The sequence below is a fragment of the Palaeococcus ferrophilus DSM 13482 genome (assembly GCF_000966265.1).
GTDB lineage: Archaea > Methanobacteriota_B > Thermococci > Thermococcales > Thermococcaceae > Palaeococcus > Palaeococcus ferrophilus.
The window spans coordinates 319,832-340,962 of the sequence record NZ_LANF01000019.1; the positions used below are offsets into that span (position 1 = coordinate 319,832).

The 21,131-nt window shown below is 55.8% G+C and carries 17 protein-coding genes and 2 pseudogenes; 8 read left to right on the forward strand and 11 right to left on the reverse strand.

Features of this window, described 5'->3' with window-relative positions; all coding sequences use genetic code 11:
• Positions 1-2: 2 nt before the first annotated feature.
• From PFER_RS11440 to PFER_RS11455, 4 genes are all read right to left on the reverse strand, one after another.
• Positions 3-1,154 (reverse strand): MFS transporter, encoded by a 1,152-nt coding sequence (locus PFER_RS11440; RefSeq protein ID WP_048152518.1) that lies wholly within the window; start codon positions 1,152-1,154, stop codon positions 3-5.
• Positions 1,155-1,196: 42 nt separating this feature from the next.
• Positions 1,197-2,369, reverse strand: a complete 1,173-nt coding sequence (locus PFER_RS11445) for an MFS transporter (RefSeq protein ID WP_048152520.1) — start codon at positions 2,367-2,369, stop codon at positions 1,197-1,199.
• A gap of 221 nt (positions 2,370-2,590) precedes the next feature.
• A complete protein-coding gene (locus tag PFER_RS11450; protein ID WP_048152521.1) occupies positions 2,591-4,072 on the reverse strand; it encodes an S-layer protein in 1,482 nt (493 codons plus the stop codon).
• Between the two features lie 81 nt (positions 4,073-4,153).
• On the reverse strand, positions 4,154-5,485 hold the full coding sequence (locus PFER_RS11455) for a leucine/methionine racemase (protein WP_048152523.1): 1,332 nt from the start codon (positions 5,483-5,485) through the stop codon (positions 4,154-4,156).
• 125 nt (positions 5,486-5,610) lie between these two features.
• On the opposite strand from PFER_RS11455, the gene PFER_RS11460 reads away from it, so the two are divergent.
• Positions 5,611-6,060, forward strand: a complete 450-nt coding sequence (locus tag PFER_RS11460) for an Lrp/AsnC family transcriptional regulator (RefSeq protein WP_048152525.1) — start codon at positions 5,611-5,613, stop codon at positions 6,058-6,060.
• Here PFER_RS11460 and PFER_RS11465 read toward each other — a convergent pair.
• Positions 6,057-6,767 (reverse strand): maleate cis-trans isomerase family protein, encoded by a 711-nt coding sequence (locus tag PFER_RS11465; RefSeq protein WP_048152527.1) that lies wholly within the window; start codon positions 6,765-6,767, stop codon positions 6,057-6,059. The two genes, PFER_RS11460 and PFER_RS11465, sit on opposite strands and share 4 nt — an antisense overlap.
• Positions 6,768-6,862: 95 nt before the next feature.
• On the opposite strand from PFER_RS11465, the gene PFER_RS11470 reads away from it, so the two are divergent.
• The 6 genes and pseudogenes from PFER_RS11470 to pfkC all read left to right on the forward strand — a co-directional run bounded on the left by PFER_RS11470 (position 6,863) and on the right by pfkC (position 11,341).
• On the forward strand, positions 6,863-7,471 hold the full coding sequence (locus tag PFER_RS11470) for a nitroreductase family protein (RefSeq protein WP_048152528.1): 609 nt from the start codon (positions 6,863-6,865) through the stop codon (positions 7,469-7,471).
• A gap of 35 nt (positions 7,472-7,506) precedes the next feature.
• Positions 7,507-7,836 carry a hypothetical protein gene (locus tag PFER_RS11475; protein ID WP_048152530.1) on the forward strand — a complete coding sequence of 110 codons (330 nt, stop codon included), beginning with the start codon at positions 7,507-7,509 and terminating at the stop codon, positions 7,834-7,836.
• A 28-nt stretch (positions 7,837-7,864) separates the two neighbouring features.
• Positions 7,865-8,800 (forward strand): tRNA 4-thiouridine(8) synthase ThiI, encoded by a 936-nt coding sequence (locus PFER_RS11480; RefSeq protein WP_048152532.1) that lies wholly within the window; start codon positions 7,865-7,867, stop codon positions 8,798-8,800.
• Positions 8,800-9,381, forward strand: a pseudogene (locus PFER_RS11485) (7-cyano-7-deazaguanine synthase); the annotation flags it as partial. The gene PFER_RS11480 and the pseudogene PFER_RS11485, both read left to right, overlap by 1 nt.
• Entirely contained in the window at positions 9,381-9,905 is a 525-nt protein-coding gene (locus tag PFER_RS11490; RefSeq protein ID WP_048152536.1) for a DUF998 domain-containing protein, read from the forward strand. The pseudogene PFER_RS11485 and the gene PFER_RS11490, both read left to right, overlap by 1 nt.
• A 47-nt stretch (positions 9,906-9,952) precedes the next feature.
• The gene (gene pfkC / locus PFER_RS11495) at positions 9,953-11,341 is read left to right on the forward strand and encodes an ADP-specific phosphofructokinase (RefSeq protein WP_048152538.1); all 1,389 of its coding nucleotides are present in this window, start codon (positions 9,953-9,955) and stop codon (positions 11,339-11,341) included.
• A gap of 76 nt (positions 11,342-11,417) precedes the next feature.
• Here pfkC and xerA read toward each other — a convergent pair whose 3' ends face one another.
• From xerA to PFER_RS11515, 4 genes are all read right to left on the reverse strand, one after another.
• Positions 11,418-12,257 (reverse strand): site-specific tyrosine recombinase/integron integrase, encoded by an 840-nt coding sequence (gene xerA / locus PFER_RS11500; protein WP_048152540.1) that lies wholly within the window; start codon positions 12,255-12,257, stop codon positions 11,418-11,420.
• An 11-nt stretch (positions 12,258-12,268) separates the two neighbouring features.
• Positions 12,269-13,102, reverse strand: a complete 834-nt coding sequence (locus PFER_RS11505; RefSeq protein ID WP_048152542.1) for a toprim domain-containing protein — start codon at positions 13,100-13,102, stop codon at positions 12,269-12,271.
• Between the two features lie 65 nt (positions 13,103-13,167).
• Positions 13,168-16,833: a DNA topoisomerase I gene (topA, locus tag PFER_RS11510; protein WP_048152545.1), complete on the reverse strand. Its 3,666-nt coding sequence runs from the start codon at positions 16,831-16,833 to the stop codon at positions 13,168-13,170.
• Between the two features lie 110 nt (positions 16,834-16,943).
• Positions 16,944-17,822, reverse strand: coding sequence for an ADP-dependent ribose-1-phosphate kinase (locus PFER_RS11515; protein ID WP_048152547.1), 879 nt, complete (start codon positions 17,820-17,822; stop codon positions 16,944-16,946).
• A gap of 60 nt (positions 17,823-17,882) precedes the next feature.
• Here PFER_RS11515 and PFER_RS11520 point away from each other — a divergent pair, with 60 nt between their 5' ends.
• Complete coding sequence (locus PFER_RS11520) at positions 17,883-18,755, forward strand: PfkB family carbohydrate kinase (protein ID WP_048152548.1); 873 nt, start codon at positions 17,883-17,885, stop codon at positions 18,753-18,755.
• A 26-nt stretch (positions 18,756-18,781) separates the two neighbouring features.
• Here the strand turns inward: PFER_RS11520 and PFER_RS11525 are convergent, their stop codons facing one another.
• A complete protein-coding gene (locus tag PFER_RS11525) occupies positions 18,782-19,888 on the reverse strand; it encodes a M20 family metallopeptidase (protein ID WP_048152552.1) in 1,107 nt (368 codons plus the stop codon).
• Positions 19,889-20,076: 188 nt separating this feature from the next.
• A pseudogene (locus PFER_RS12495) lies at positions 20,077-20,712 on the reverse strand (radical SAM protein); the annotation flags it as partial.
• Positions 20,713-21,131 lie beyond the last annotated feature (419 nt).

Genomic DNA, 21,131 nt, shown 5'->3' on the forward strand with positions numbered 1-21,131 from the left:
CTCTATTCCTCCCCCTTGAAGAAGGCCCAGAATGTCGCCATGGAGAGCCCGTAGAGGGATCCCGTGAGGAGGAAGGGGATTACGAGGGAGCGGTCAAAGATAAGGCCGCCCAGGTACTGGCCCATTCCAAAGGTGAGCGTCCACGCGAGGTTTCTGAGAGCTAAAGCGGTTGGTCTTTCGTCAACGGAGAAGAAGCGCATCATGAATGCGTCCCATATGGGGTTAACGATGTTCATCAGAATCGTTCTGACCGTATAGACGATGGCAGCCAGGGGGAAGGTGGGGATGAAGGGCATGCCCGCTATAAGGGCACTTGCACTCCCGTTGAAGCCCACTATCGTCCTGACGCTCCCGAACCTGTCCGCTATCATGGGAAGGAGGAATGTGAGGAATCCCATTATGAACTGTTGAAAGGCAAAGAGGCCTCCTATGCTCTCGAGACTCGTCCCGAAGCGCGCATTGAACCACAATCCCATGTATGGAATCGTTATCCCGGCTCCAAGCCCTATGAGAGCACTCGGAAGGGAGAACTTGAGGAGCTTAACGGCCATCTCGCGCTCGAAGTGCACCCTCTTCGCCTCCCGCTTGAGCACGGGCGAGACGAGGGCTATCGCCATTAACTGGATGAGTATGAATAGAGCCGCCACCTCAAGCGTGCCGCGGTAATCGAGAGTCTTCGGCAAAAATCCACCGAGGAGCATTCCTGCACCGGCTCCAATCGTCCCGAGGGCGGAGTTTAGGGAAAAGAGGTAGTGGCGGTTCCTCTCACTAGCCTCCTCACTGAGGAGGGACATCAAGGCCGGCCCCTCTAGGGCCATGCCCACGCCGAGCAGAACCGAGGCGATGGCTAAAAACATGAACTCCGGGAAGAGTATCTGGAGGAGCCTTCCCGCGAGGAAGAAGGCGAGCGCAGTCATTATGGTTCGTCTGTAGCCGATTTTAACGCTTAAGGGCCCCGCTATAAGGAGCAGGGCCGCCTGTGAAATGGTTGAGAGTGAGAAGAGGAGCCCCATCTGAGAGTAGCTCATTCCAAGGGAGCGATAGTAGAAGGGGAGCACAAACCACGCTATGTTACCCCCTAACCAGCCGAAGAATGAATAAACCACCACCAGATAAGCGTCCCTGCTGAAGCCGAGGTAGTTCCTGAGTCCCATGGTCGGGCCTCTGGACATCCGTTTATAAACCTATCGAAGCGCTTAGACACGATTGTGCTTTGAGAAGAAGCCGTAGAATATCAGCGTCGCGAGCACGTAGAGGCCAGCGGTCGTGTAGAAGGGGTAGCTGAGGGAGATTGAAAAGAGGAAGCCCCCAATGTAGTTGCCGAGACCGCGCATGAAGGTCGAAAAGGCCCTTCTTATGCCAGCGGCGGTGGCCTTTTCCTCCGTGGTGAAGAAGCCCATCATGAAGGAGTCGTTTATGGGCCACACTATGTTCATCAGGATGGAGCGGACTATGTAGAGGGCGGCGGCAATGAGAAAGAACCCGATGGAGGGGAACGTGGCGAAGAGAATAGCGGCTGTTAGCTGGAAAGATGCTATAACGTTGACCGAACCGATCTTCTCGACGAGCTTGGGGAGGATGAACGACCCAAGGCCCATCACGAGCTGCTGGAAGAAGAACACCCCGCTTATCGCCGCGAGCGTGGTTCCAAAACGTATGTTAAAGTAGAGGCTCATGTAGGGAATCGTTATCCCTGCCCCGAGGCCGATGAGGGCGCTCGGAAGTGAGAACTTGAGTATCTTGACCACAAGCTCCCTCCTCCAGTTGATGCGGGGGTTCTTAACCGGAACATCGCGTATTATTGCCAGCGCGGGTATCACGAGGGCGAACTGAAGGAGTGCCATCGAGACGACCAAGCGGTAGGCTATACCCTCCGTTATGCCAAAGGTTCTCATGAGGAAATCGGGGGAGGAGCCGGCAACGAGGACGCCGAGGGCGTTGAATATCGTGCCGAGTCCGAAGCTTATTGAGAAGGCATGGTGCCTCAACCTATCCCCCACCTCCTCGCTGAGCAGTGCCGAGAAGTTGGGCTGCCTTATGCCCATGTTCGCCCCAACGAGGAAGAAACCGAGGAGGAGGACGTACCTGTTTATCGCCAGCACCTGGAGGATTCGCCCCATCAGGCCCAGCAGAGCCCCGAGTATGAGCGTTCTCCTATAGCCGAACTTGAGGGAGAGTTTTCCAGCGATGAGGAAGAACAGCCCTCCCACGAAGGTCTGGGTGGAGAAGAAAAGCCCCATCTCGTCCATTCCGTAGCCCAGGGCCCGGAGATAGAAGGGCATTATGAAGACGGAGAACTGGAGGAATAACTGGCCTATTGCATTGGCCCCTATGAGTATCTTAGCGTCCCTTCCGTACTGGCCCAGCATGTTTGAACGTATATCGGTGCGTTTATAAAATTATCGAAGCGTGCGCCCCTGCATATCATCTCCGAAAAACTTATTAGTGAGAAAAAGAAGCATTACGTCGTGTTTAAATCGGCTGGATAATCGTTCTGCAGTGAAATAAGACAAGTGAAAATAAGAGTCCCTTTCACTTTTTGTCCATCAACCTTTTCAAAAATAGGGAAAAGGGGCGCTCGGTTTTGGGCTCATGCGTTCTGCATGAACTCCTCAACGGCCTGCGCCGTCTCCGGATAGCCCCTTCCGGCGAGGATTATGACCTTGTACGTCGGGTTGTCGGGGTTGTCGAGTATCTTGACCACGTAGCCCTCGCTCAGGACCTCGTTCTTTATCCCGTCTATGGTTGACTTGCCATAGACCTGCTCGAGGAGCGACCAGGCCTTGTTGCTCACCCATCCGCCAATTATTATGACGTTCTTGTTGCTTGGAAGGGAGGTCAGCTCCTCATCGCTCATGATGAGCTTGTGGACGTCGTCTATAACGTTGGCGTTGATGGTCTGCACCTGCACCTGGGTCTGCACCTTCTGGGTCTGGGCCCACTTGAAGGAGTAGTCCACGACGTTTCCATCATCGTCCTTTTCAATCTCCACGTAGAGGCGGAGGTTTCCGAAGGGAAGGGTTATCCACTGGTTGTTGACGAGCTCAACGCTCGGGAACCCGTTGTCGGGGTCAACGTGGAGGTAGAGCGTGAAGAGGTTGTTTGCAGGGTCAATGTCCCACACCCACTGGCCGGTGTAGACGTCTCCATCGCTGTACTCCTTGAGCTTTTCGTAGTAGTCGTAGGAGTACTGCACCTGCTTAGTGCCGCCGATTCCCACGAAGAAGCCCGTTGGTGAGAACACGAATATCTTTTTGGCACCGGCCTCCTGAAGGGCCTGAACCCTCGCACTCGCGTCGTTAAGCTCCTCGGAGTCCTCGTTGTTGTTGGCGTCAATGTAGAAGACGTAGTACTTGTCCTTTGATAGTATCCTGTTCTGGGTGTACCCGCTTGGGTATGTGACTTTCACGAAGGTGTTCTCCTGGTTGACGTCTATGTCCTGGAACGTTAGCTTCCATCCACCGACTTCGAGGGTCGCCCCGAGGGCGGCCGTATCGCTCTCCTCATCGTGGGAGTATATGTACATTTTGTCCTTGCCGTCAACCTGGGTTGAGACGGTTACAGTTTTTGAGTCCCCGAGGCTCAGGGGCGTACTGTTCTGGTTGAAGATTATCTCAACCGCCCTGTCCTCAAAGACGACCTTCTTCGTGGAGGTGTTGAGATAGACCTTTGAGAGGTTTGCCCTGACAGCGACCTTCTTCCCAATCGGGGGCGCCGTCGCGAAGCCGTCTATGCCAAGGCCCTCGGTGCTGAGGTCGGGCATGATTGAGCCTTCCACGTAGTGGAGGGCATTGTCGTCACCAAAGGGCAGGCTGTGGTACTCAACAAGCACATCCACCTTGTCGGTGTACGTTGAGGGTTTTATCCCCTGGAGGACGAGGAATGCACCGAGCTTTGCTCCGGCTATGGCGTCCTCGTTTATGTGGAGCGGGGTGTTGTTGACGACCTTGGTGGTCGGGAGCACTATCACCGAGTTGGTGGAGTTCACTGAAAAGCTGTAGGCGCTTCCAAACCCCGCGTAGGCGAGGAACACAAACGCCACCACAAGCGTGGCAAAAATTTTCCTTCTCATAGCTTTCACCGGATACTTACTGGTGCTTGGAGTTTTTATACGTTTGCTTAATGGTTGTGAAAGTGAGGAACGTAAGGAGGCTTACCACCCCTGTATCTTCCTCAGGACGTCGTCCCCCACCTTCCCCTCCTCAACATCGGCTATGGCCCTCTCGAGCCGATCAAGCCCTTCATCGAGGACTTCTTCCTCTATCGTCAGGGGAGGCTCGATTCTGAGCACGTTGCCCTGCAGGAACGCGAGTATCAGGCCAAGTTCGTAAGCCCTCCACACGACCTTCTTGGCCTCATCATAGGCCCGCTCCTTGGTTTCCCTGTCCCTAACGAGGTCAACGCCGATCATAAGGCCCTTTCCGCGCACGTCCCCTATGAGCTCGTGCTCCTCCTTCATCCCCTTAAGCCTCTTTTTTGCGTGGTTTCCAAGCTTTTCTGCTCTCCTCAGGAGGTCCATTCCCTCTATCTCCTCGATGACCGCCAAAGCGGCCCTGCTTGCCACGGGGTTCCCGCTCATCGTGAAGGTATGGCCTAGGGGCGGGAGGGAGTCCATAATCTCTGCCCTCCCCAGTATCGCGCTTATCGGCAAACCGCCACCTAGGGGCTTGGCCAGGGTTATTATGTCCGGGACAACCCCGAAGTGCTCGATGGCGAACCACTTCCCCGTCCTACCCATGCCGCTCTGCACCTCGTCCATGACGAGGAGAATTCCATGCTCGTCGAGAATTCTCTTAACGCGCCTGAAATAGTTCTCCGGTGGAACCACCATCCCCGCGTCTCCCTGAATCGGCTCCGCGAAGAGGGCAGCGGTGCCCTCCGCGTAGACCTCCCCCTCGAACTTGGCCTTGATGAAGTCCACGCACTCCATTTTGCAGCTTCCCGGCTCCTTCCCAAAGGGACAGCGGTAGCAGTTGGGGTAGGGGATGTAGTGAATCCCGCTGAGCTCCCCCACTATGGAGCGAACCTCGAAATCGAGGCCCGTCACGCTCATGGCACCGTAGGTGGCCCCGTAGTAGCTTCTCAGGTAGCTCAAAACCGCCCTCCGCCTCGTGTATGCCCTCGCGAGCTTCAGCGCCCCATCGTTCGCATCGCTCCCGCTGAGGCCAAGGAGGACTTTGGTGTCCTCTATGGGTGAAATCTCGGAGAGCTTCTCCGCTAGAAGGAGCGGCTCCACGGGGAAACCGTAGATGAACGTGAAGTGGATCAGCTTATCCGCCCCTTCTTTTATCGCCTTCACCACGCGGGGGTTGTTGTGCCCCACGTTCTGAACGGCGGCATCGGCAAGGAAGTCTATGTACTCCCTCCCTTCAATGTCCCACACGCGGGCGTTCTCCGCCCTCACGCCGACTATGGGAGCGTAGCTTACGCGGGCTGCCCTTGGGAAAACCCGGGAGTATCGCTCCACAACCTCTTCCTTACGCACGTTATCACCTGAATGCTATACGCGTTTGAAACTAATAGAATTTTCGCCTCGATTTTGCGAATTCAGCAATATAATACCGAAAAAATTTAAAATTTCGTATAAGACTATTTAAGTTGGTGGTGAAGATGAGACTGGATGATCTGGACAGGGATATCCTCCGCCTCCTGCAGGAGGACGGGAGAATGAGCTACACGGAGCTGGCGAGGCGCCTGAAGGTTCCTGAATCGACGGTGAGGCTGAGGGTGAAGAGACTCGTGGAGAAGGGGGTTATAAGGAAGTTCGCGGCGCTCATAAACCCTTTCAAGGCCGGCTACGGGATTATAGCCTTCATCGCGGTGGACATAGAGCCCGGGAAGGTCAAGTCCGCGGTCGAAGAGCTCTCCCGCCTCGGGGAGGTTGACGTTCTGGGTATAGCCACGGGTGCCCACGACGTCCTCATGCAGGTAACCGTGAGAGACCTCCAGGAGCTTGAGAACTTCCTCCTTGAGAAGCTGGGCAGAATAGAGGGAATAAAGAGCACCGAAACCTCCATCCTCACAAGTGTGAAAAAATGGGGGTACGCGAGGGTGTTTTAGTACTCAAAGAGGCTTCCGAGGCCCGGGATGACATCGTGTATGTCCAGCTCCCTGAGTGCGAGCCAGAGCGAGGCCTGGTTGCTCGTGATCACGGGAACTCCAAAGTCCTCCTCGAGGAGCTCGATTATCTCAAAAGTTCTGAAGTTGGTGCAGCTGATGAATATAGCGTCTGCCTCGTCCATGAAGGTGGCCTTGGCAAGGCGGTAGGCCTCGTAGGGCTCCAGCTTTCCGATTTGGGTGTTGTCCTCGATGCCGAGGCCCCTTATGTCGAGCACTTCGAACTCGTTGGCCTCAAGGAACTCCCTCTCCCTCTCGTTTATCTCGTCGGTGTAGGGCGTTATCACGAGAACCCTCTGCGCGTCAACAGCTCCCAGCGCCTCAAGAACGGCCGAGCTCGTGCTCACAACCGGAAGGTTTACTTCCCTCTCTATCTTTGCCTCCAGCTCCTTCTCAAAGTTCTTCCCGCCAATAAAAGAGCCGCTGGTGCAGCCGTAGAGTATTATGTCCACGTTGGCATCCTTCAGAAGCTTGGCACCCTCGACGGCGAGGGCCTCCATCTTGAGGAGCTCCTCCTCCGTCACGTTCCTCAGCGGCATTCTGGACGTGTGAAGTGAAACACCCTCCGGGAGCGCCTCGTGGAGCTCCATCTCCATTGTTGTATTTGACGAGGGCACGAGAAGCCCTATCCTTCCCCTCCATCCGTACATATTCTCACCTACAAAGGCTCTGCAGGAGCCCTATTAAACCTTTGGTTCCGGAAACTTTGATAAGCTCCAACGCCCAGCTTTTTCCGGTGGTGCGTGTGGAACTCAACGAGGCCATAAACCTGAGGACGTCGGTGAGGTACTTCATGGAGGAGCCTGTGAGTGACGGGGAGATAAGGGCCCTAATCGAGGCGGCCATAAGGGCGCCGACGGCGAGCGGCCTTGAGAACTGGCTCTTCGTGGTCTTTAAGAGCGACGAGGCGCGGGAGAAAATCTACGAGCTCATAGGCGAGGGGATGGAGGAGTACTACCGCGCCGTTAACCTGCCCGAGGAGAAGATAAAGAAGCTCAGGGGGCGGATTTTTGAGGGGGGCATGTTCAGGGCGCCCGCCTACATCGCGGTCTTCATCAACAGGGACGTTCGCTTCCTTAAGGGGAAGGAGTTTGACGATGTGGAGTTCCTCTGGAGCGCTGAGAGCGCCGCCCTGGCGATAGAGAACCTCATGCTGAAGGCCGTGGAGCTCGGCCTCGGGACGGTGTACATCGGCGTCACGAACTTTAGGGGCATAGAGGAGAAAGTCAGGGAGCTGGCTGGGCTGGGGGAGGAGTGGGCCCTTGTTGGGGTCATCCCCGTCGGCAGGCCAAGGGGCGAGGTAAAACCCCGGAAGAGAAAGAAGTCTGTGGATGAGGTTCTCAGGTTTGTTTAGCAAAGCTTTTATCTCCCTTCTCCCTACACCGACCCATGATGGAGTTCGTCGTGCTCGCCGGAATCGTGGGTGGCTGGCTCGTGATGACGTCCACCCTCTTCCTAATGCTGGCTTTTGGACGTGATTGGGGGATCCTGGGCGTTTTTCTCCTTGTTGCAGTGATAGAGATTAACAAATGGCTCAAAAACAGATATCTGGGAAGCTTTAGAGGTGCAACGACAAGGGAGGAAGACCTGGCCCTTCACATGTTCGAGATGAACGAGCTGATAGCCATGTCCTCCTACGCAACCTCCCTCTTCCTCTACTACGTGATTCAGAAATACATCGAAATTACCGTGGTCTTCCCGGGCAGGCAAGGTTTTTAACGACCGGAGGATAGTCGGGGTGATGGCGATGTACAACGTAATCATAGTCAGGTATGGCGAGATTGGGACCAAATCTGCCCAGACGAGGAGATGGTTCGAGAACCTTCTGGTAAACAACGTTAGGGAGGCTCTCCTCGACGACGGGGTGAGCTTCAAGAAGGTCGTGGCCAAAAGGGGAAGGGTATTCGTGAAAACGAACGAGGCCGTCAGGGGGGCCGAAACTTTAACGAGGGTCTTCGGGATAGTCTCCCTCTCCCCCGCGATGGAGGTTGATGCGGAGCTCGAAAAGATAAACAAAACCGCCCTCAAGCTCTTCAGGAAGAAAAAGCGGGAGCTCGGAATTGAAAGGCCCCGCTTTAGGGTCACCGCGCGGAGGATAACCAAGGAGTTTCCCCTCAAGAGCCCGGAGCTCCAGGCGAAGGTCGGGGAGTACATCCTCGAGAACGAGGAGAGCGAGGTCAACCTGCACGAATACGAGGTAGAGGTCGGCGTTGAGCTCATGGAGGGAAAAGCCTACGTGTTCACGGAGAGAATCGCGGCGTGGGGCGGGCTCCCGATAGGCACGCAGGGAAAGGTAGTTGCACTGCTCAGCGGGCCGAATTCCGCTTTGGCTTCCTTCCTCATGATGAAGCGCGGGGTTGAAGTTATCCCCCTCCACATAAAGCGCTCGGAGGAGGAGCTCGAGGAGGTCAGAGCCCTCTGGGGGAAGCTCAGGAAGTACGCCTACGGCGCCAAGGGTGAACTCGTGGTGAGCGAGGGGGAGATGGTTGAGGAGGCCATGAAGCTCGTGAGGGACTTTGGAGCCAAGGGCATCGTGATGGGCCGCTACGTCGAAAGGTTCACGGAGGAGCTCGGCGAGGAGCTCGTTAGGGAGAACGAGAAGGTTGACGTCCCGATTTTCTATCCGCTTATAGGCCTTCCGTGTGAGTACGTTGAGGAAGTGAGAAGGAGGGTTGGGCTGTGAAGGTGGTTGCCCTTTTGAGCGGGGGCATTGACTCCCCCGTGGCAGCTTATCTAATGCTCGCGAAGGGCGCGGAGGTTATTCCCGTTCACATGCACGTTGGAGAGAAAACGGACGAGAAGGTGGGGCTCATAGCGAAGAAGTTAGCCGAATACGGCCCTGTGGAAGAGCCGATCATAGTGGAGCCCAAGGAGAGGAACAGGGTCATACCGAAGCTTAGGGAGATGGGGAAGGAGAAGTACACCTGCGTCCTCTGCAAGTTCAGGATGGTCAAAGCGGCTGAGAGCGTCGCGCTCGAGAGGGGCGCCAAGGCAATAGTGATGGGCGACAGCATAGGGCAGGTGGCTTCCCAAACGCTCGACAACATCCTCATAGTGAGCCGCGCCACGCGTCTCCCCATAATCCGCCCGCTGGTTGGCCTCGACAAAGAGGAGATAGTCCGCATAGCGAAGGATATTGGCACCTTCGAGCTCTCGGTCCTTCCCGAGGATGAGTGCTGGTGTGTCCCCAGGCACCCGGTAATAAGGGGCTCGTGGGGCGAGTTCGTGAAGATACACAGGGCGCTCTTCGGGAGGGAGCCGTAGTGAGGAGGTTCTACGTTTACGCCTCCCTCTCCATTCCCCTGCTTTTCGTGGTGGGGCTGCTCTTCGTCATAAGCCAGAACCCGTGGTTCTCGCTCACGGACAACGCCCTCAGCGATATGGGCTCCCTCCACAACCCGAAGGGCTACCTCTTCAACGGCTTCATCATGTTGCTCGCCACGGTGATGTTCGTGGTCTCAGTCGGGATGGCGAGGGAAGGCTACTCCTACCTCATGCCCATAGCTTCCCTTTTCCTGTTCCTCGTGGGCGTATTCCCCGAGGAGAAAGCTCCCCATGCGCCTGCGGCCATACTGTTCTACACCACCGCTCTGGCGGATATAGCGCTCGTGGGAGGGAAGAAGGGGAAGAGGGGATGGAGTGCCCTCGCCGTTGTGACCTTTGCTCTCATGCTCGTCCTGCCCCTGTTAGTTCGGGGGCTCGCGATTCCGGAGCTCGTCGGGGCGGCCACAATAACCGGGTGGTTCCTTTACCTCGGGCTCATGTTTCGCGGGCAAAAACGTTTTTAAAGGGCCACACCAACCTTTGAATATCCTACTCACCGAGGGTGATACATATGGACTGGCGCGAGTTTACCGGGGCCTTCAAGGACATGAGCTTTTACCTCGCCTACAACACCAACGTTGACGCGATAGTTTACCTCACACCCGAGAAGGTTCAGGCGCTTATTGAGGAATTCGGGGCGGATAACGTCAGGAAGAGAATTGAGGAGTACCCAAGGCAGATAGACGAGCCCCTTGACTTCGTTGCAAGACTCGTCCACGCCCTCAAGACGGGAAAGCCCAACGCGGTGCCTATGTTCGACCAGAGCCTCAACAACTGGTTTGACGGACACTTCAAGTACGACGTTGAGAGAATAGGGGGGCAGGTGGGCATCATAGCCAACATCCTCGCCAGCCTCGACTTCAAGAGGGTCATAGCCTACTCCCCTCTCCTGGGAAAGAAGCAGGCGGAGATGTTCGTTGACAGGCCGAACCTCTTCTACCCTGTCGTCGAGAACGAGATGCTCGCCTTTAAGCCTCCACGGGAGGCCTACCGCGAGGACGACCCCGTTAAGATAAACCGCATCTTCGAGTTCCGGAAGGGGATGCGCTTTAGGCTCGGGGAGGAGGAGATAGAGGTTCCCTTCTCGGGGCGCTTCATCGTATCCTCGAGGCCCACGGAGCTGAGAATCGAGACGCGCGATGAGCTGAGGCCTTTCCTTCCTCAAATCGGCGAGAGCGTTGATGGCATAATCCTCTCGGGCTACCAGGGCATAAAGCGCCACTATCCGGACGGAAAGACGGACGATTACTACATAGCGCGCGCCAGGAGGGACATTGAGCTCCTTAAGAAGAACCACGACGTCAAGGTGCACATAGAGTTCGCTTCAATCCAGGACAAGGAGCTCAGAAAGAAGGTTGTGAGGGAGCTCTTCCCCATGGCGGACAGCGTCGGCATGGACGAGGCGGAGATAGCCCACGTTCTCAACGTCATGGGCTACCCCGACCTGAGCGACAGGATATTCAACTACAACCGCATTGAGGACGTCGTTCTTGGAGGGAAGATCATCCTCGACGAGGCCAACCTCGAGATACTCCAGATACACACCATTTACTACATCATGTACATAGCCAGAAGCTCCAACCCGCTGAAGGAGGAGGAGCTCAGGAGCAGTCTTGAGCTTGCCACGGTTCTCGCGGCTACAAGGGCTTCACTTGGCGATATAACCCGTCCCGAGGACCTGGCCGTCGGGGAGAAGGTTCCATACAACGAGCGGGGAGAATACGTGAAGCTCCGCTTCGAGGAGGCCAGAAAGAGGATAAGGACGAGGGGCTACAAGATCGTCATAATCCCCACAAGGCTCGTTAAAAATCCCGTCTCGACGGTCGGACTCGGCGATACGATATCCGCGGGAGCCTTCGCGAGCTACCTGGCACTGCTGAGGAGGAAAGGGGTCCTCTGAGGCCTCATCTTGTTCGTTTTTCTGGTTTTTGTCCTTTTTCAAACGTCGTGCCCCTCTGGAAGTTCTTCCTTGGGTTTTAGTCCTCAAAAAGCCTCTCCACAAGCCTCGCCTTCTCCTGGGCCTTTCTCAGGTGCTCCACGGTAACCCTCGTGTAGATTTGAGTCGTCGAAAGGCTCGAATGCCCCAGGAACTCCTGTATTGACCTTATGTCCACGCCGTTCTCGAGCATGTGGGTGGCGAAGCTGTGGCGGAGCATGTGCGGTGTAACCTTCACCCCGGCCCTCTCGCCGTATTTGCGGAGGAGGTACCATACGGTCTTGGGGGAGAGCCTGTCCTTGCTCTGTCGCCTGTCCTCAACGAAGAGGTACTCGCTGTCGTCATCCCTACCATTGAGGTAGCGCTCTATCAGCTGGAGCGTCGCCTTCGGAATGGGCACGACCCTGTCCTTGGCGCCCTTTCCTCCCCTCACGTGAAGCAGGGAGCGCTCGAAGTCAACGTCCTCCTTTTTCAGGTTGCAGAGCTCGCTGACGCGCAGACCGCTCGTGTAGAGAAGGAGCACTATGAGCCTGTCGCGTTCCCGCGTGGGGGGTATAACGTTCAGGAGCTTCCTCACCTCGTCCTGTCTGAGGCTCTTTGGGAGGCTTTTGGGAACCTTGGGAGGTTTTAGCCTCTCCGCCTCCTCGTCCATCCCCTCGAACCGGAAGTAGGCCTTGATGGCCTGAACCACGAGGTGGAGGCTCTTAGTCGAGTAGCCCTTGCGCCTCAGTCTGGCCAGAAAACGAAGGGCAGAGCGGGCGTTTAAATCCCCGCCCGACTCAAGGAAGCGCTCCACGTAGTAGGAGTACATCCGCACCGTGTGGGGACTCTTCCCCTCCAGTTCGAGGTAGGTGCGGAACTCCTCTATTACCTCGTCCATACCCCTTCACTTCACTCCTCGAGCCTGAACTCCTCCTCGGGCTGAACCTCAGGTTCCTCCTTGGGCTCCTCCTCCTTGAAGTCCTCGAGGAGGCCGAGGGCCAGGTAAACCGTCTTGAGGAGCTGAGACACGAGCTCTTCGTTTTCGGCGTAGATGTAGCCCTGTCCCACGATGACCTTTCCGTTCAGGCCGAGACCCTCAACGGCCTTCGCGAGGTACTCCTCGTCAGGCGCTTCGCCGCCGAACGCCTTCTCCCACACCTCGCTTATCCTGTACACCTTCTCGGCCCTCTTCTTGAGGAGTTCGTTGAGGTTCTCGTTCTCCGCCTTGACGCGCTGGTACTCGTTGTAGAGCTCCTGGTAGCGGGCGTTTAAATCGTCAAGCTGGGCCTCTAGGTCCTTTTTTTCGCTCAATATTGCATCGCAGCGCCCCTTGAGGTCGAGGAGCTCGTTCCTTAGGCCCATGTACTCGGGGAGAACCTGGAGGCTCTTGAGGCCGGCCCTTATAAGGGCGTTCCTGAGTTCCTTCTTGACGAGCTCGACATCAACGTGCTCAAGGTCGTGGCCGAGCGGTATCTTCATGCGCTCTATCCTTCCTACGAGCCCTTCGAGCTCACTGAAAAAGCGCTCCGCAAGCTCCCTTCCAACCCTGTCCGCGTCGGTTGCGATTATAAGAAGATCGGCACCGGCAACGGCGCTCTTGGCTATCTCAAGGTTCGTTGTCGGGATTATCGCGGATATCGTTATGTTGTACTCGCTACCGAGGGCAAGGCTCTGGAGGGCCTTGCTCACGACCTCAACGTCGCTTGCCCCTTCAACCAGAATTCTAACATCAACTATGGCCATTTTTCACACCTCACAGCGGGTCGTTACCCATCTTAATCTCCACCTTGCGCTTAAAAAACCTCCCCTCACTTCCTCCAGTTCCTGCAGTTCATGTCGAGGCAGACCTCGTACTCCCTTCCCCTCTCGCGGATTTTGACGACGGGTGCTCCATCGCAGCAGGTTTTGTCCGTGGGGATTATCTCGCCGCGCTGTAGGAGGGGGTAGGTGACGTTGCAGTTGGGCCAGTTGGAGCAGCCGACGAAGCGCTTTCCTGTTCTCCTGTTGTAGCGGACGACCAGATCGCCGCCGCACTTGGGGCACTTGCCAACGACGAGCGTTTTCTTCTTTTCCTGCTCCTCAACGGCGCTTTTAACTCTCCTTTCCTCCTCCTCGCTCAGTTCCCTCACCTTGCCCCTCGAGCGCGGCTTCTCCTCTGAGACGAACTGTGCCGCGAGGTCCTTCCCGATTTCAAGCTCCTTGGCCTTGAACTCCTCGAGTATCTTTGTGAGGCCCGATTTGGCTTCCTCTATGACCTCCTCCTTCTTCCTGCGCCGCCCCATAATCTCCTCCATCTTCTCCTCAAATGCCTTGGTGAGCTCAACGCTCACTATGCTGGGGACGTGCTTCTCCAGGGCCTCTACGACCTTCATTCCAAGGGGGGTGACCTTTATCTTTCTCTTGCCCTCTATGTAGCCGCGGTTGTAGAGGGTCTCGAGTATCTGGGCGCGCGTCGCTTTGGTGCCTATTCCCAGATCCTCCATGCGCTTGATGACGGATGCGGGGGAGTACCTCGCTGGCGGTTTGGTTTTCTTCTTCTCGCGCTTTATCTGAATGACCTTGATGGGCTCGCCCTCCTTGAAGGCCGGCAGAATCACTTCGTCGAACTTGACGTACTTGCCGTATACCTTCAGCCAGCCTTCCTTAACGGTTCTCGCGCCGCTCAGGATGAAGCGGTGGTTGTTGGAGTTTATGACCACCTTCATCGTCTCCCTCACCGCGGGCTCCATGAAGAGGGCCAGAAAACGCCTCACAACGAGGTCGTAGATATTCCCCTCGTCCTTACTCAGATCCCCGGGCTTGGGGAGCTCTCCCGTTGGGTAGATTGCCGGGTGCGCAGGGTCGTCCTTCTTGCCCTCGACCGGTTTGAGCGTCTCCTTTCCCAAAAGCTCGTGGGCGAAGGGCTTGTACTCTGGCAATTTGGCGAGGTTCTGGAGTATGTTGCGGAAATTGAGGTTTTTGGGGAGCTTCTGGGAACTTGTGCGGGGATAAGAGCAGTTGTGAACCACAACGCCGTTGGCGATGAAGTTGTGATAGTTATCGACCACGAGGTCGTACACCTTACCGCGGTAGTGGAACTTCTCAATCGACCTTATGCCGAGAATGTAAACATCGCCCGTGGCTATCCTGCGCAGATCAGTGTCCGTGAGGTAGTCCACTATTCGCTGGAGCTTGTCGAGGCTTATTCCCCTCCCGTGTGCGGCTTGGTTGGACATGTCGAACTTTTTCCAAAGGGCATTGCTGGATTTTATCTTTCCTTCCCAGCTTTTGACATTAAGAACGCTGTAGTGGTGCGAGTACGCTTTTCTTTTCCTGATGGCAACTTTCTTTACGTGCTCCAAATCTTTTCTTTTGATCCTGAGGTGATTTTTCATCACTTCATAGAACCTCGGGGCATCGCGGGAGTACACCTTAAGCTCGTAGGCCATAAAACTTCCTTTTTTGTCCTTCTTTTCCCATAGGTACGTTCCAACCCCCAGAAGCTGCCACATCTGCTTAGCAGTGTACACAGCCATGCGGTTCTTAGAGGTGAGGACTATCTGCGGGGAGTGGGATTTCTTCCTACCGGTTGGTTTCGTTCCTATGTGGCCGTCTGCATCGTAATAGCCGGCCAGAAACGCCGCCATCCACTCTGGCTTAGTCATCACTTCTCCTGGGATCCTGAAGATTTCGGTTTTATTGCCATAGGGGCAACCGAGAAGCTCAAAAAGCCTCGTTAGTGACTTGCTACGAATGATTATTATCTTATACTTTCCATCGAAGGCAAAAGGAACTCCAAGGTACTCAGTTATCTCCTTAACAGCCCTCAGGGTGTCCTCCGTTCTATCCTTTGCGGGTATTGTTATCGCTCCCTTCTTTGCGAGATGGCCGTCTCCCACCACAAGACCAAAAAGGTACCAGAATTCCTCACCGAACTCAAAGGAAATCGGGGCCAGTGATGTGCTGTAGGAGAATCCCCTAAGTATCTCCCTTAACTCGTCAATGGATACAATGCCCCTCTCCAGCAGGAACCTAACTATCGGAACGGGCATCTTGCCCCGCAGGTATTTGTAATAGGTAGGCTCTTTTATCCTGAAGCGCCACATTATCTCAGATTTTAAACCGGCGCCTTTTATTCTGGCTTTTAGGACACCGCCAAATTCTGGGTCATAGAGGATGTAGTCCTTCATTGAAGTGGCGTTTTCAAGAAGGAAGCTTAAGAGCGTTGGGGGCTCGGCCCTTGAAGAGTATCCATTCCTGTTTATGAAAAGAACGGCCTGATCATCCTCCCTCAGCTCTCCCGCCGGGACAAAGATCAACAGGTCATCCCGGTATACTAGGACGGGATGGTCCGCCGTAAGGTAGAGTTCGGTTCTATCTGTGAGAGTGACCTTGTACATCGGCTCATCCGCGTCCCTCTCCAGGAGTCTGTATCCAGCCCTCGATAGTTTCAGGTCAAAGTCAAGCGCAAAGACCTCGCCCTTCTCTGGAAGCTCCTTTATTCTCTTAACTCCCTGAGGAGTGGGTATCAGTGAATCGGGATGCAGGCAATAACCCTTCTCGTACAGTTTCTGGGCTATCTCAAGGGTCTTCTTTGGGGAGTAACCGAAGGCGGAATAGGCCTCCCTCTGAAGGGTACCGAGGTCGAAGGGCACCGGTGGGTGCCTCTTCCCCTGCTTCACCTCGACTCTCTCAACGAAAGCCGGCCCCTTCCTGGCTTCCTCGACTATTCTCTTGGCCTCTTCCTCGTCGAGGATGCGCTCCTTCTCGTAGGTTGCTGTGTAGTTCTCCCCGTTCTTCTCGAGGAGCATTTTGATGACCCAGTAGGGGGTGGGCTTAAAGTTGGCTATCTCCCTCTCCCTGTCGGCCAGAAACTTTAGGGTGGGCCCCTGAACCCTTCCGGTTGAGAGAACCATCCACTTCCCGCTGGCGCGCCTTATTGATGAGCTCAGGGCCCTCGAAAGGTTCACGCCCCAGTACCAGTCGAGAATGTGGCGCGTTACTCCCGCGTCGGCCATTCCGAAGTTTATCGTTGGCTCGAGGTTGTACCATGCTTTGAGGAGGTCCTTCTTGGTGAGCGCGGAGAACTTCATGCGCTTTGCCTTTGACGGGTCAACGCCGCAGGCGTACTTCAGGGCGGTGTAGCCTATGACCTCACCCTCCGTATCGTAGTCGCAGGCAACCACGAACTCATCGGCCTGCTTCGCGAGCGTTGCGAGGGCCTTAACGTAGTCCCTTGCGTAGCTCTTCCCCTTCTCCGCCTCGTAAACGGGCACCCAGTGGATGTCGAATATTGGATAGCCCCAGGTTTTAACCTTCGGGGCGAGGGTGAAGAGGTGACCGACAGCTGGAGCTACGATAATCCTCTTCCCGTCCCTCACAAACTCGTAATAGGGTACTTTGCCTATGCTCTTTCTCGTGGGCTTGCCCTCAGCCAGGGCATAGGCTATCTTTCTCGCGACGTTGGGCTTCTCGGCGATTATCAGTACGGTCATGATTCACCCCATACCGTATGTGCGGGTGGCTTTAAAGGGGTTACCCCAACACCGGGGTTGAGGCTCCCACCCGTTTACAATTGGTACGTCCGGTTCTCCAGTAGAAGATGTTAGAAGGGGAGCTCAAGCCCAAGCTCCACGGCCTTTCTCTTTATCTCTTCCAGGGGAACGATGGCGCTCCTCGCCCCGACCTTCTGAACGGTAAAGTACGCCAGCAGGGCGCCGAGTGTGGCGGCTTTCTCCAGCGACCATTCATTGAGGATACCGTATATGAAGCCGGCATCGAAGGAATCGCCGGCTCCAGTGGTGTCAACCGCCTCGGCGTGGAGCTTTGGGGTTGTGATTACCTCGCCCTTCTCGCTCCTCAGCATCGCGCCGCCGCCGTTGAGGGTAACTATGACGTTTTTCGCTCTCACCTCAGCTATGGCCTCCAGACTTCCGTACTTGCGTTTGAACTCGTCCTCGTTCATCAGGAGGTACGTGACCTTCTCCACGGCCTCTTCCGGGAGTTCAGCCTCGCCTATGTCTATGGAGACGCTGATTCCCCTCTCGTGGGCGAAGTTGACGGCATCAACGATGAGCTCTCGGGGATTGGACGACATGTGGATGTGCCTCGTCCTTGAGAGATAGTCGAAGTCGAGCGTCCTGTGGGCGTTGGCCCCGCTGAACTTGATTATCCGCTTGTCCTCGCCCCTTATCATGGCAATCGCCACTCCGGAGGGGACGTCAAGCCTTTTTATTCCCCCTGTGTCCACGCCGATTTTGTTGAAGTAGCTTATGTGGGCCTCTCCAATCTCGTCCCTTCCCACGGCGCCTATGAACCCCACCCTAAGCCCGAGGGTGCCGAGCCACGATGCGGTGTTTCCTGCGGCTCCTCCGAGGCCGAAGAACGCCCCCCTCGCCATCATCTTCTCGTGAAATTCCGGGAATCTATCAACGAGCAGGATTATATCGTAGTTCAGGTTCCCAATGGCCACAACGTCGAACATTCCACCACCCGTAGCGGGTAGGGGCTAAAAGTATAAAAACGTGAGGGGAGAGGCGGAGTTATGCGTGTGCTGGTCGTGGGGAACCTAACTCGTGATGTTATAGTGAGCGGGAAGGGACGGTGGGAGCGAACGGGAGGCGGTGCCTACTACTCGGCCCTTGCCCTTAGAGGCCTGGCTAGGGTGGATGTGGTGACCAAAGGCGCCCCCGAGGGTCCCCTTCCCGAGGGCATAAACTTTCACGTTCTTCCATCTGACGAGATAACCACGTACCTTCTGGAGTACCGCGGTGAGGGGAGGAGGCTCTCCCTCCTAAGTCGCGGTGGAGAGATACGCCCGGAGGAGCTGCCCCCGCTGGAGGACTACGACTTCGTGGTGGCCAACCCCGTGGCGGGGGAGCTGTCACCGAAGACGCTCGAGCGCCTGATGGAGAGGCCCCTTGCCCTCGACGTCCAGGGCCTCGTGAGGAGGTTCGGGGAGGAGGGAGAGGTATTCATGGGCCCGCTTGAGCCCGATGTTCTGGATGGGGTATGGGTGCTGCACGGCGATGTACGAGAGATTCTAACGCTGGGAAGCTTTGAGAGAGTCCTTGAAACCCTTGCGGAGCGCGTTGAGGTTGCCCTGATATCCAACGGCTCCGAGAGGGGGATAGCCCTTCACAGGGGGAAGGTTTACGCGTTCTATCCACCCAGAAGGGATGTGGAGAATCCCACGGGGGCGGGGGACACGTTATTGGGGGCCTTCTCGTTCTTCTACAGAACTTTGCCATTTGTGAAGGCGTTAAAAACAGCCGTTGCCTTCACGGCGCTGTCCCTCGAGGGCAGTGCGAACCTCAAAAAAGCCATGAGCATGGCCCGGGAGGTACGGGTGGAGCGGCTCAGCAACGTCGATCCCGGGCATCACTACCCCAAAGGCCAATCTACATCATCGCCGTGAATTGTAGGGGGAGGGAGCTTTAAAACCTAACGGGCCAGTTCCCTCAAAAATTCAACGTAGAGTCTCTTGACCCTTCTGACGGAGCTCAGGCTCACCCATTCATCCGCGGCGTGCCAGTTTCCGCCGATGGGCCCGAACACGAGCGTTGGGACTTTGAGGTATGCCCCGAAGTAGTTGAAATCCCCCACGCTCCTGCCGTACGTGACTTCGGGGGTCTCCCCAAAGAGCCTCCCATATGTCTCCTTGAACCTCTGGGCGTACGTTGAGTTTTCCCTCGTCAGATAGGGCAGCATCTCGGGGGTTGGGCGTGGGTATCTGCTCACCACCACCCTGGAGCGCAGGTCGAGCTTCGAAATGAGCTTCTCAATGTCGCCCTTAACCCTATCCCACTCCTCTCCCGGTACAACGTGCCTGTCAACGATGGCCTTTGCGTATTCCGGGATGCTCAGCCCGTCGGCGCTTCCCTCGAAGTGGAGAACTGCCCAGCTGCCCCTTCCAAGCTTCAGGTGCTTCTTAGTCCTCAGACGGCCGATGTTCCCCACGACCTTCGCTAAATCCTCGACGGCGTTCGCCCCGCTGTCGGGCTGCGTTGCGTGGGCCTTCTTTCCGAAGGCCTCGATCTGAATCACGAAGCGCCCCCTCGCCCCCAGCATAAGGCGTTCGTTCGTGGGCTCGGCGATGAGGGCAACGTCCGCTTTTCTGACGATGCCGCTCTCTACGAGCCTCCACGCTCCCCTAGAGTAACCCTCCTCATCAACGACCGCGGTGAATATCACGGTGGGGCGCTCCTTTCGCGGGAGCTGGCTTACCTCAATGAAGGCCGACATCAGTGCGGCCAATCCTCCCTTCATGTCCGCGCTGCCAAGCCCGTAGAACCGGTCCCCATCAAGCTCACCCCAGGGGTTGCGCGTCCACCCATCCGAGAGGCCAACGGTGTCCATGTGCCCGTTCAGAAGTACCGTGCGCTTCTTTCCACGTATTCGGGCTATCACGTTTCTCCCGAAACCCTCGACTTCCTGTGTCTCCACGGTGGCGTACTCCTCAAGGATGCTCGCGATGGCGTTGGATATCTCCTCCTCGTGTCCAAAATGAGAGTCTATTCGTACAAACTCCTTCAAAAGCTCAGCTTCCATCCTATGCACCAACATATTACTATTGCGGTTAAGCTTTATAACACTTTTTAATACAATTTCCCTGTAATCCACAGGATATATAACAGCGCGGCAGAATTTGAATGGAAACTTGAGTGGGGCCTGGAGTTTGCGAGGTTCTTCGGTATTTTGCCCGTTATGGGCCAAAAGAACAAGGAGGAAACTCAAACCTAGAGCACGTTCAGGTACTTGTGCACCTGAAAGCTGAGCCCCACGTTCTCCCTCCCCATAATGAGGGCGGCCTCGCGGTAGAGCTCCATCAGCCTGCCCTGGGAAATCTCTATGGGCTCCCTTGGCTGGAGCACGAGCGGCGCTATTCCCTTCAAAAGGCCCGCGTACCAGCGGACGTTCTCGACCTTCGTCTCGCTTGTAACGACGAGCTTTGCATATGTCTTTGCTCCGGCCTCCTTCAGGATTTTGATGCTCTCAACCTCTCTGAGTACAAGCTCCCTCCAGTCCTCCGTTGCCCTCGCGCTCTCGTCCTTTATGTCAACGCTCGCGTAATCGGTGAGCGGTGCCACCTCCTTAATCAGCTCCGGCAGGCCACCGTGGGTCTCAAGGAAGTTGCGGAAGCCGCGCTCTCTCATCCTCTCCATGAGCGCCTTGAGGGGCTTCAGCTGGAGCGTGGGTTCCCCGCCGGTGTAGCTTATGGAGTGTATATCGCCGGTATCGAGGCGGAGGATGGCATCAACGACGTCATCAACGCTCGCGGGATTCGGTTTGTACTCGAACTTTCCAGTGAAGGGTTCAATCTCGTAGCGCCACTTTGACACCTTGGTTGGGTCTATAAAGCCTGCAGAATCACAGTTCTTTACGAGATATCCGCTAACAATGTAGTTTCCGCTTTCGGTTTTTATGTTGTAGACCCAGTCCTCTCCAATCTCGACTATATCGACAACCTTATCTCTCCCTCTAACCCACCTATCGAGGGCAGCCCTACGTTTTCTCTCCATTTGCCATTTTAATTCAAGGAGAAGCGCCATAACCCTCTTCCCTTTTATTCTGATTCCCCTTCCTTCATCAACGTACTCATATCCGAGTTTCTCAAGGTACTCGGCAATCCGAGCTTTTTTCTCCGGGTTTTCTTGGGCTATTCTGACAACACCTCCAACCGTTCCTTCTGCGTCTATCATCCCGGCTATATAGCCCCTCATATAGAATCGGTCTATTTTAGGGGGATGTAGAATCTCCCTCTCAAATCTGAAAACCTCATCAGTTCTTGTCA

Coding starts and splice junctions, on each gene's coding strand:
- PFER_RS11450 (WP_048152521.1), bottom strand. CDS start 4,072: ATGAGAAGGAAAATTTTTGCCACGCTTGTGGTGGCGTTTGTGTTCCTC.
- PFER_RS11465 (WP_048152527.1), bottom strand. CDS start 6,767: ATGTACGGATGGAGGGGAAGGATAGGGCTTCTCGTGCCCTCGTCAAAT.
- topA (WP_048152545.1), bottom strand. CDS start 16,833: ATGACCGTACTGATAATCGCCGAGAAGCCCAACGTCGCGAGAAAGATA.
- PFER_RS11475 (WP_048152530.1), top strand. CDS start 7,507: ATGATGGAGTTCGTCGTGCTCGCCGGAATCGTGGGTGGCTGGCTCGTG.
- PFER_RS11520 (WP_048152548.1), top strand. CDS start 17,883: ATGCGTGTGCTGGTCGTGGGGAACCTAACTCGTGATGTTATAGTGAGC.
- PFER_RS11440 (WP_048152518.1), bottom strand. CDS start 1,154: ATGGGACTCAGGAACTACCTCGGCTTCAGCAGGGACGCTTATCTGGTG.
- xerA (WP_048152540.1), bottom strand. CDS start 12,257: ATGGACGAGGTAATAGAGGAGTTCCGCACCTACCTCGAACTGGAGGGG.
- PFER_RS11460 (WP_048152525.1), top strand. CDS start 5,611: ATGAGACTGGATGATCTGGACAGGGATATCCTCCGCCTCCTGCAGGAG.
- pfkC (WP_048152538.1), top strand. CDS start 9,953: ATGGACTGGCGCGAGTTTACCGGGGCCTTCAAGGACATGAGCTTTTAC.
- PFER_RS11525 (WP_048152552.1), bottom strand. CDS start 19,888: ATGGAAGCTGAGCTTTTGAAGGAGTTTGTACGAATAGACTCTCATTTT.
- PFER_RS11515 (WP_048152547.1), bottom strand. CDS start 17,822: ATGTTCGACGTTGTGGCCATTGGGAACCTGAACTACGATATAATCCTG.
- PFER_RS11445 (WP_048152520.1), bottom strand. CDS start 2,369: ATGCTGGGCCAGTACGGAAGGGACGCTAAGATACTCATAGGGGCCAAT.
- PFER_RS11480 (WP_048152532.1), top strand. CDS start 7,865: ATGTACAACGTAATCATAGTCAGGTATGGCGAGATTGGGACCAAATCT.
- PFER_RS11505 (WP_048152542.1), bottom strand. CDS start 13,102: ATGGCCATAGTTGATGTTAGAATTCTGGTTGAAGGGGCAAGCGACGTT.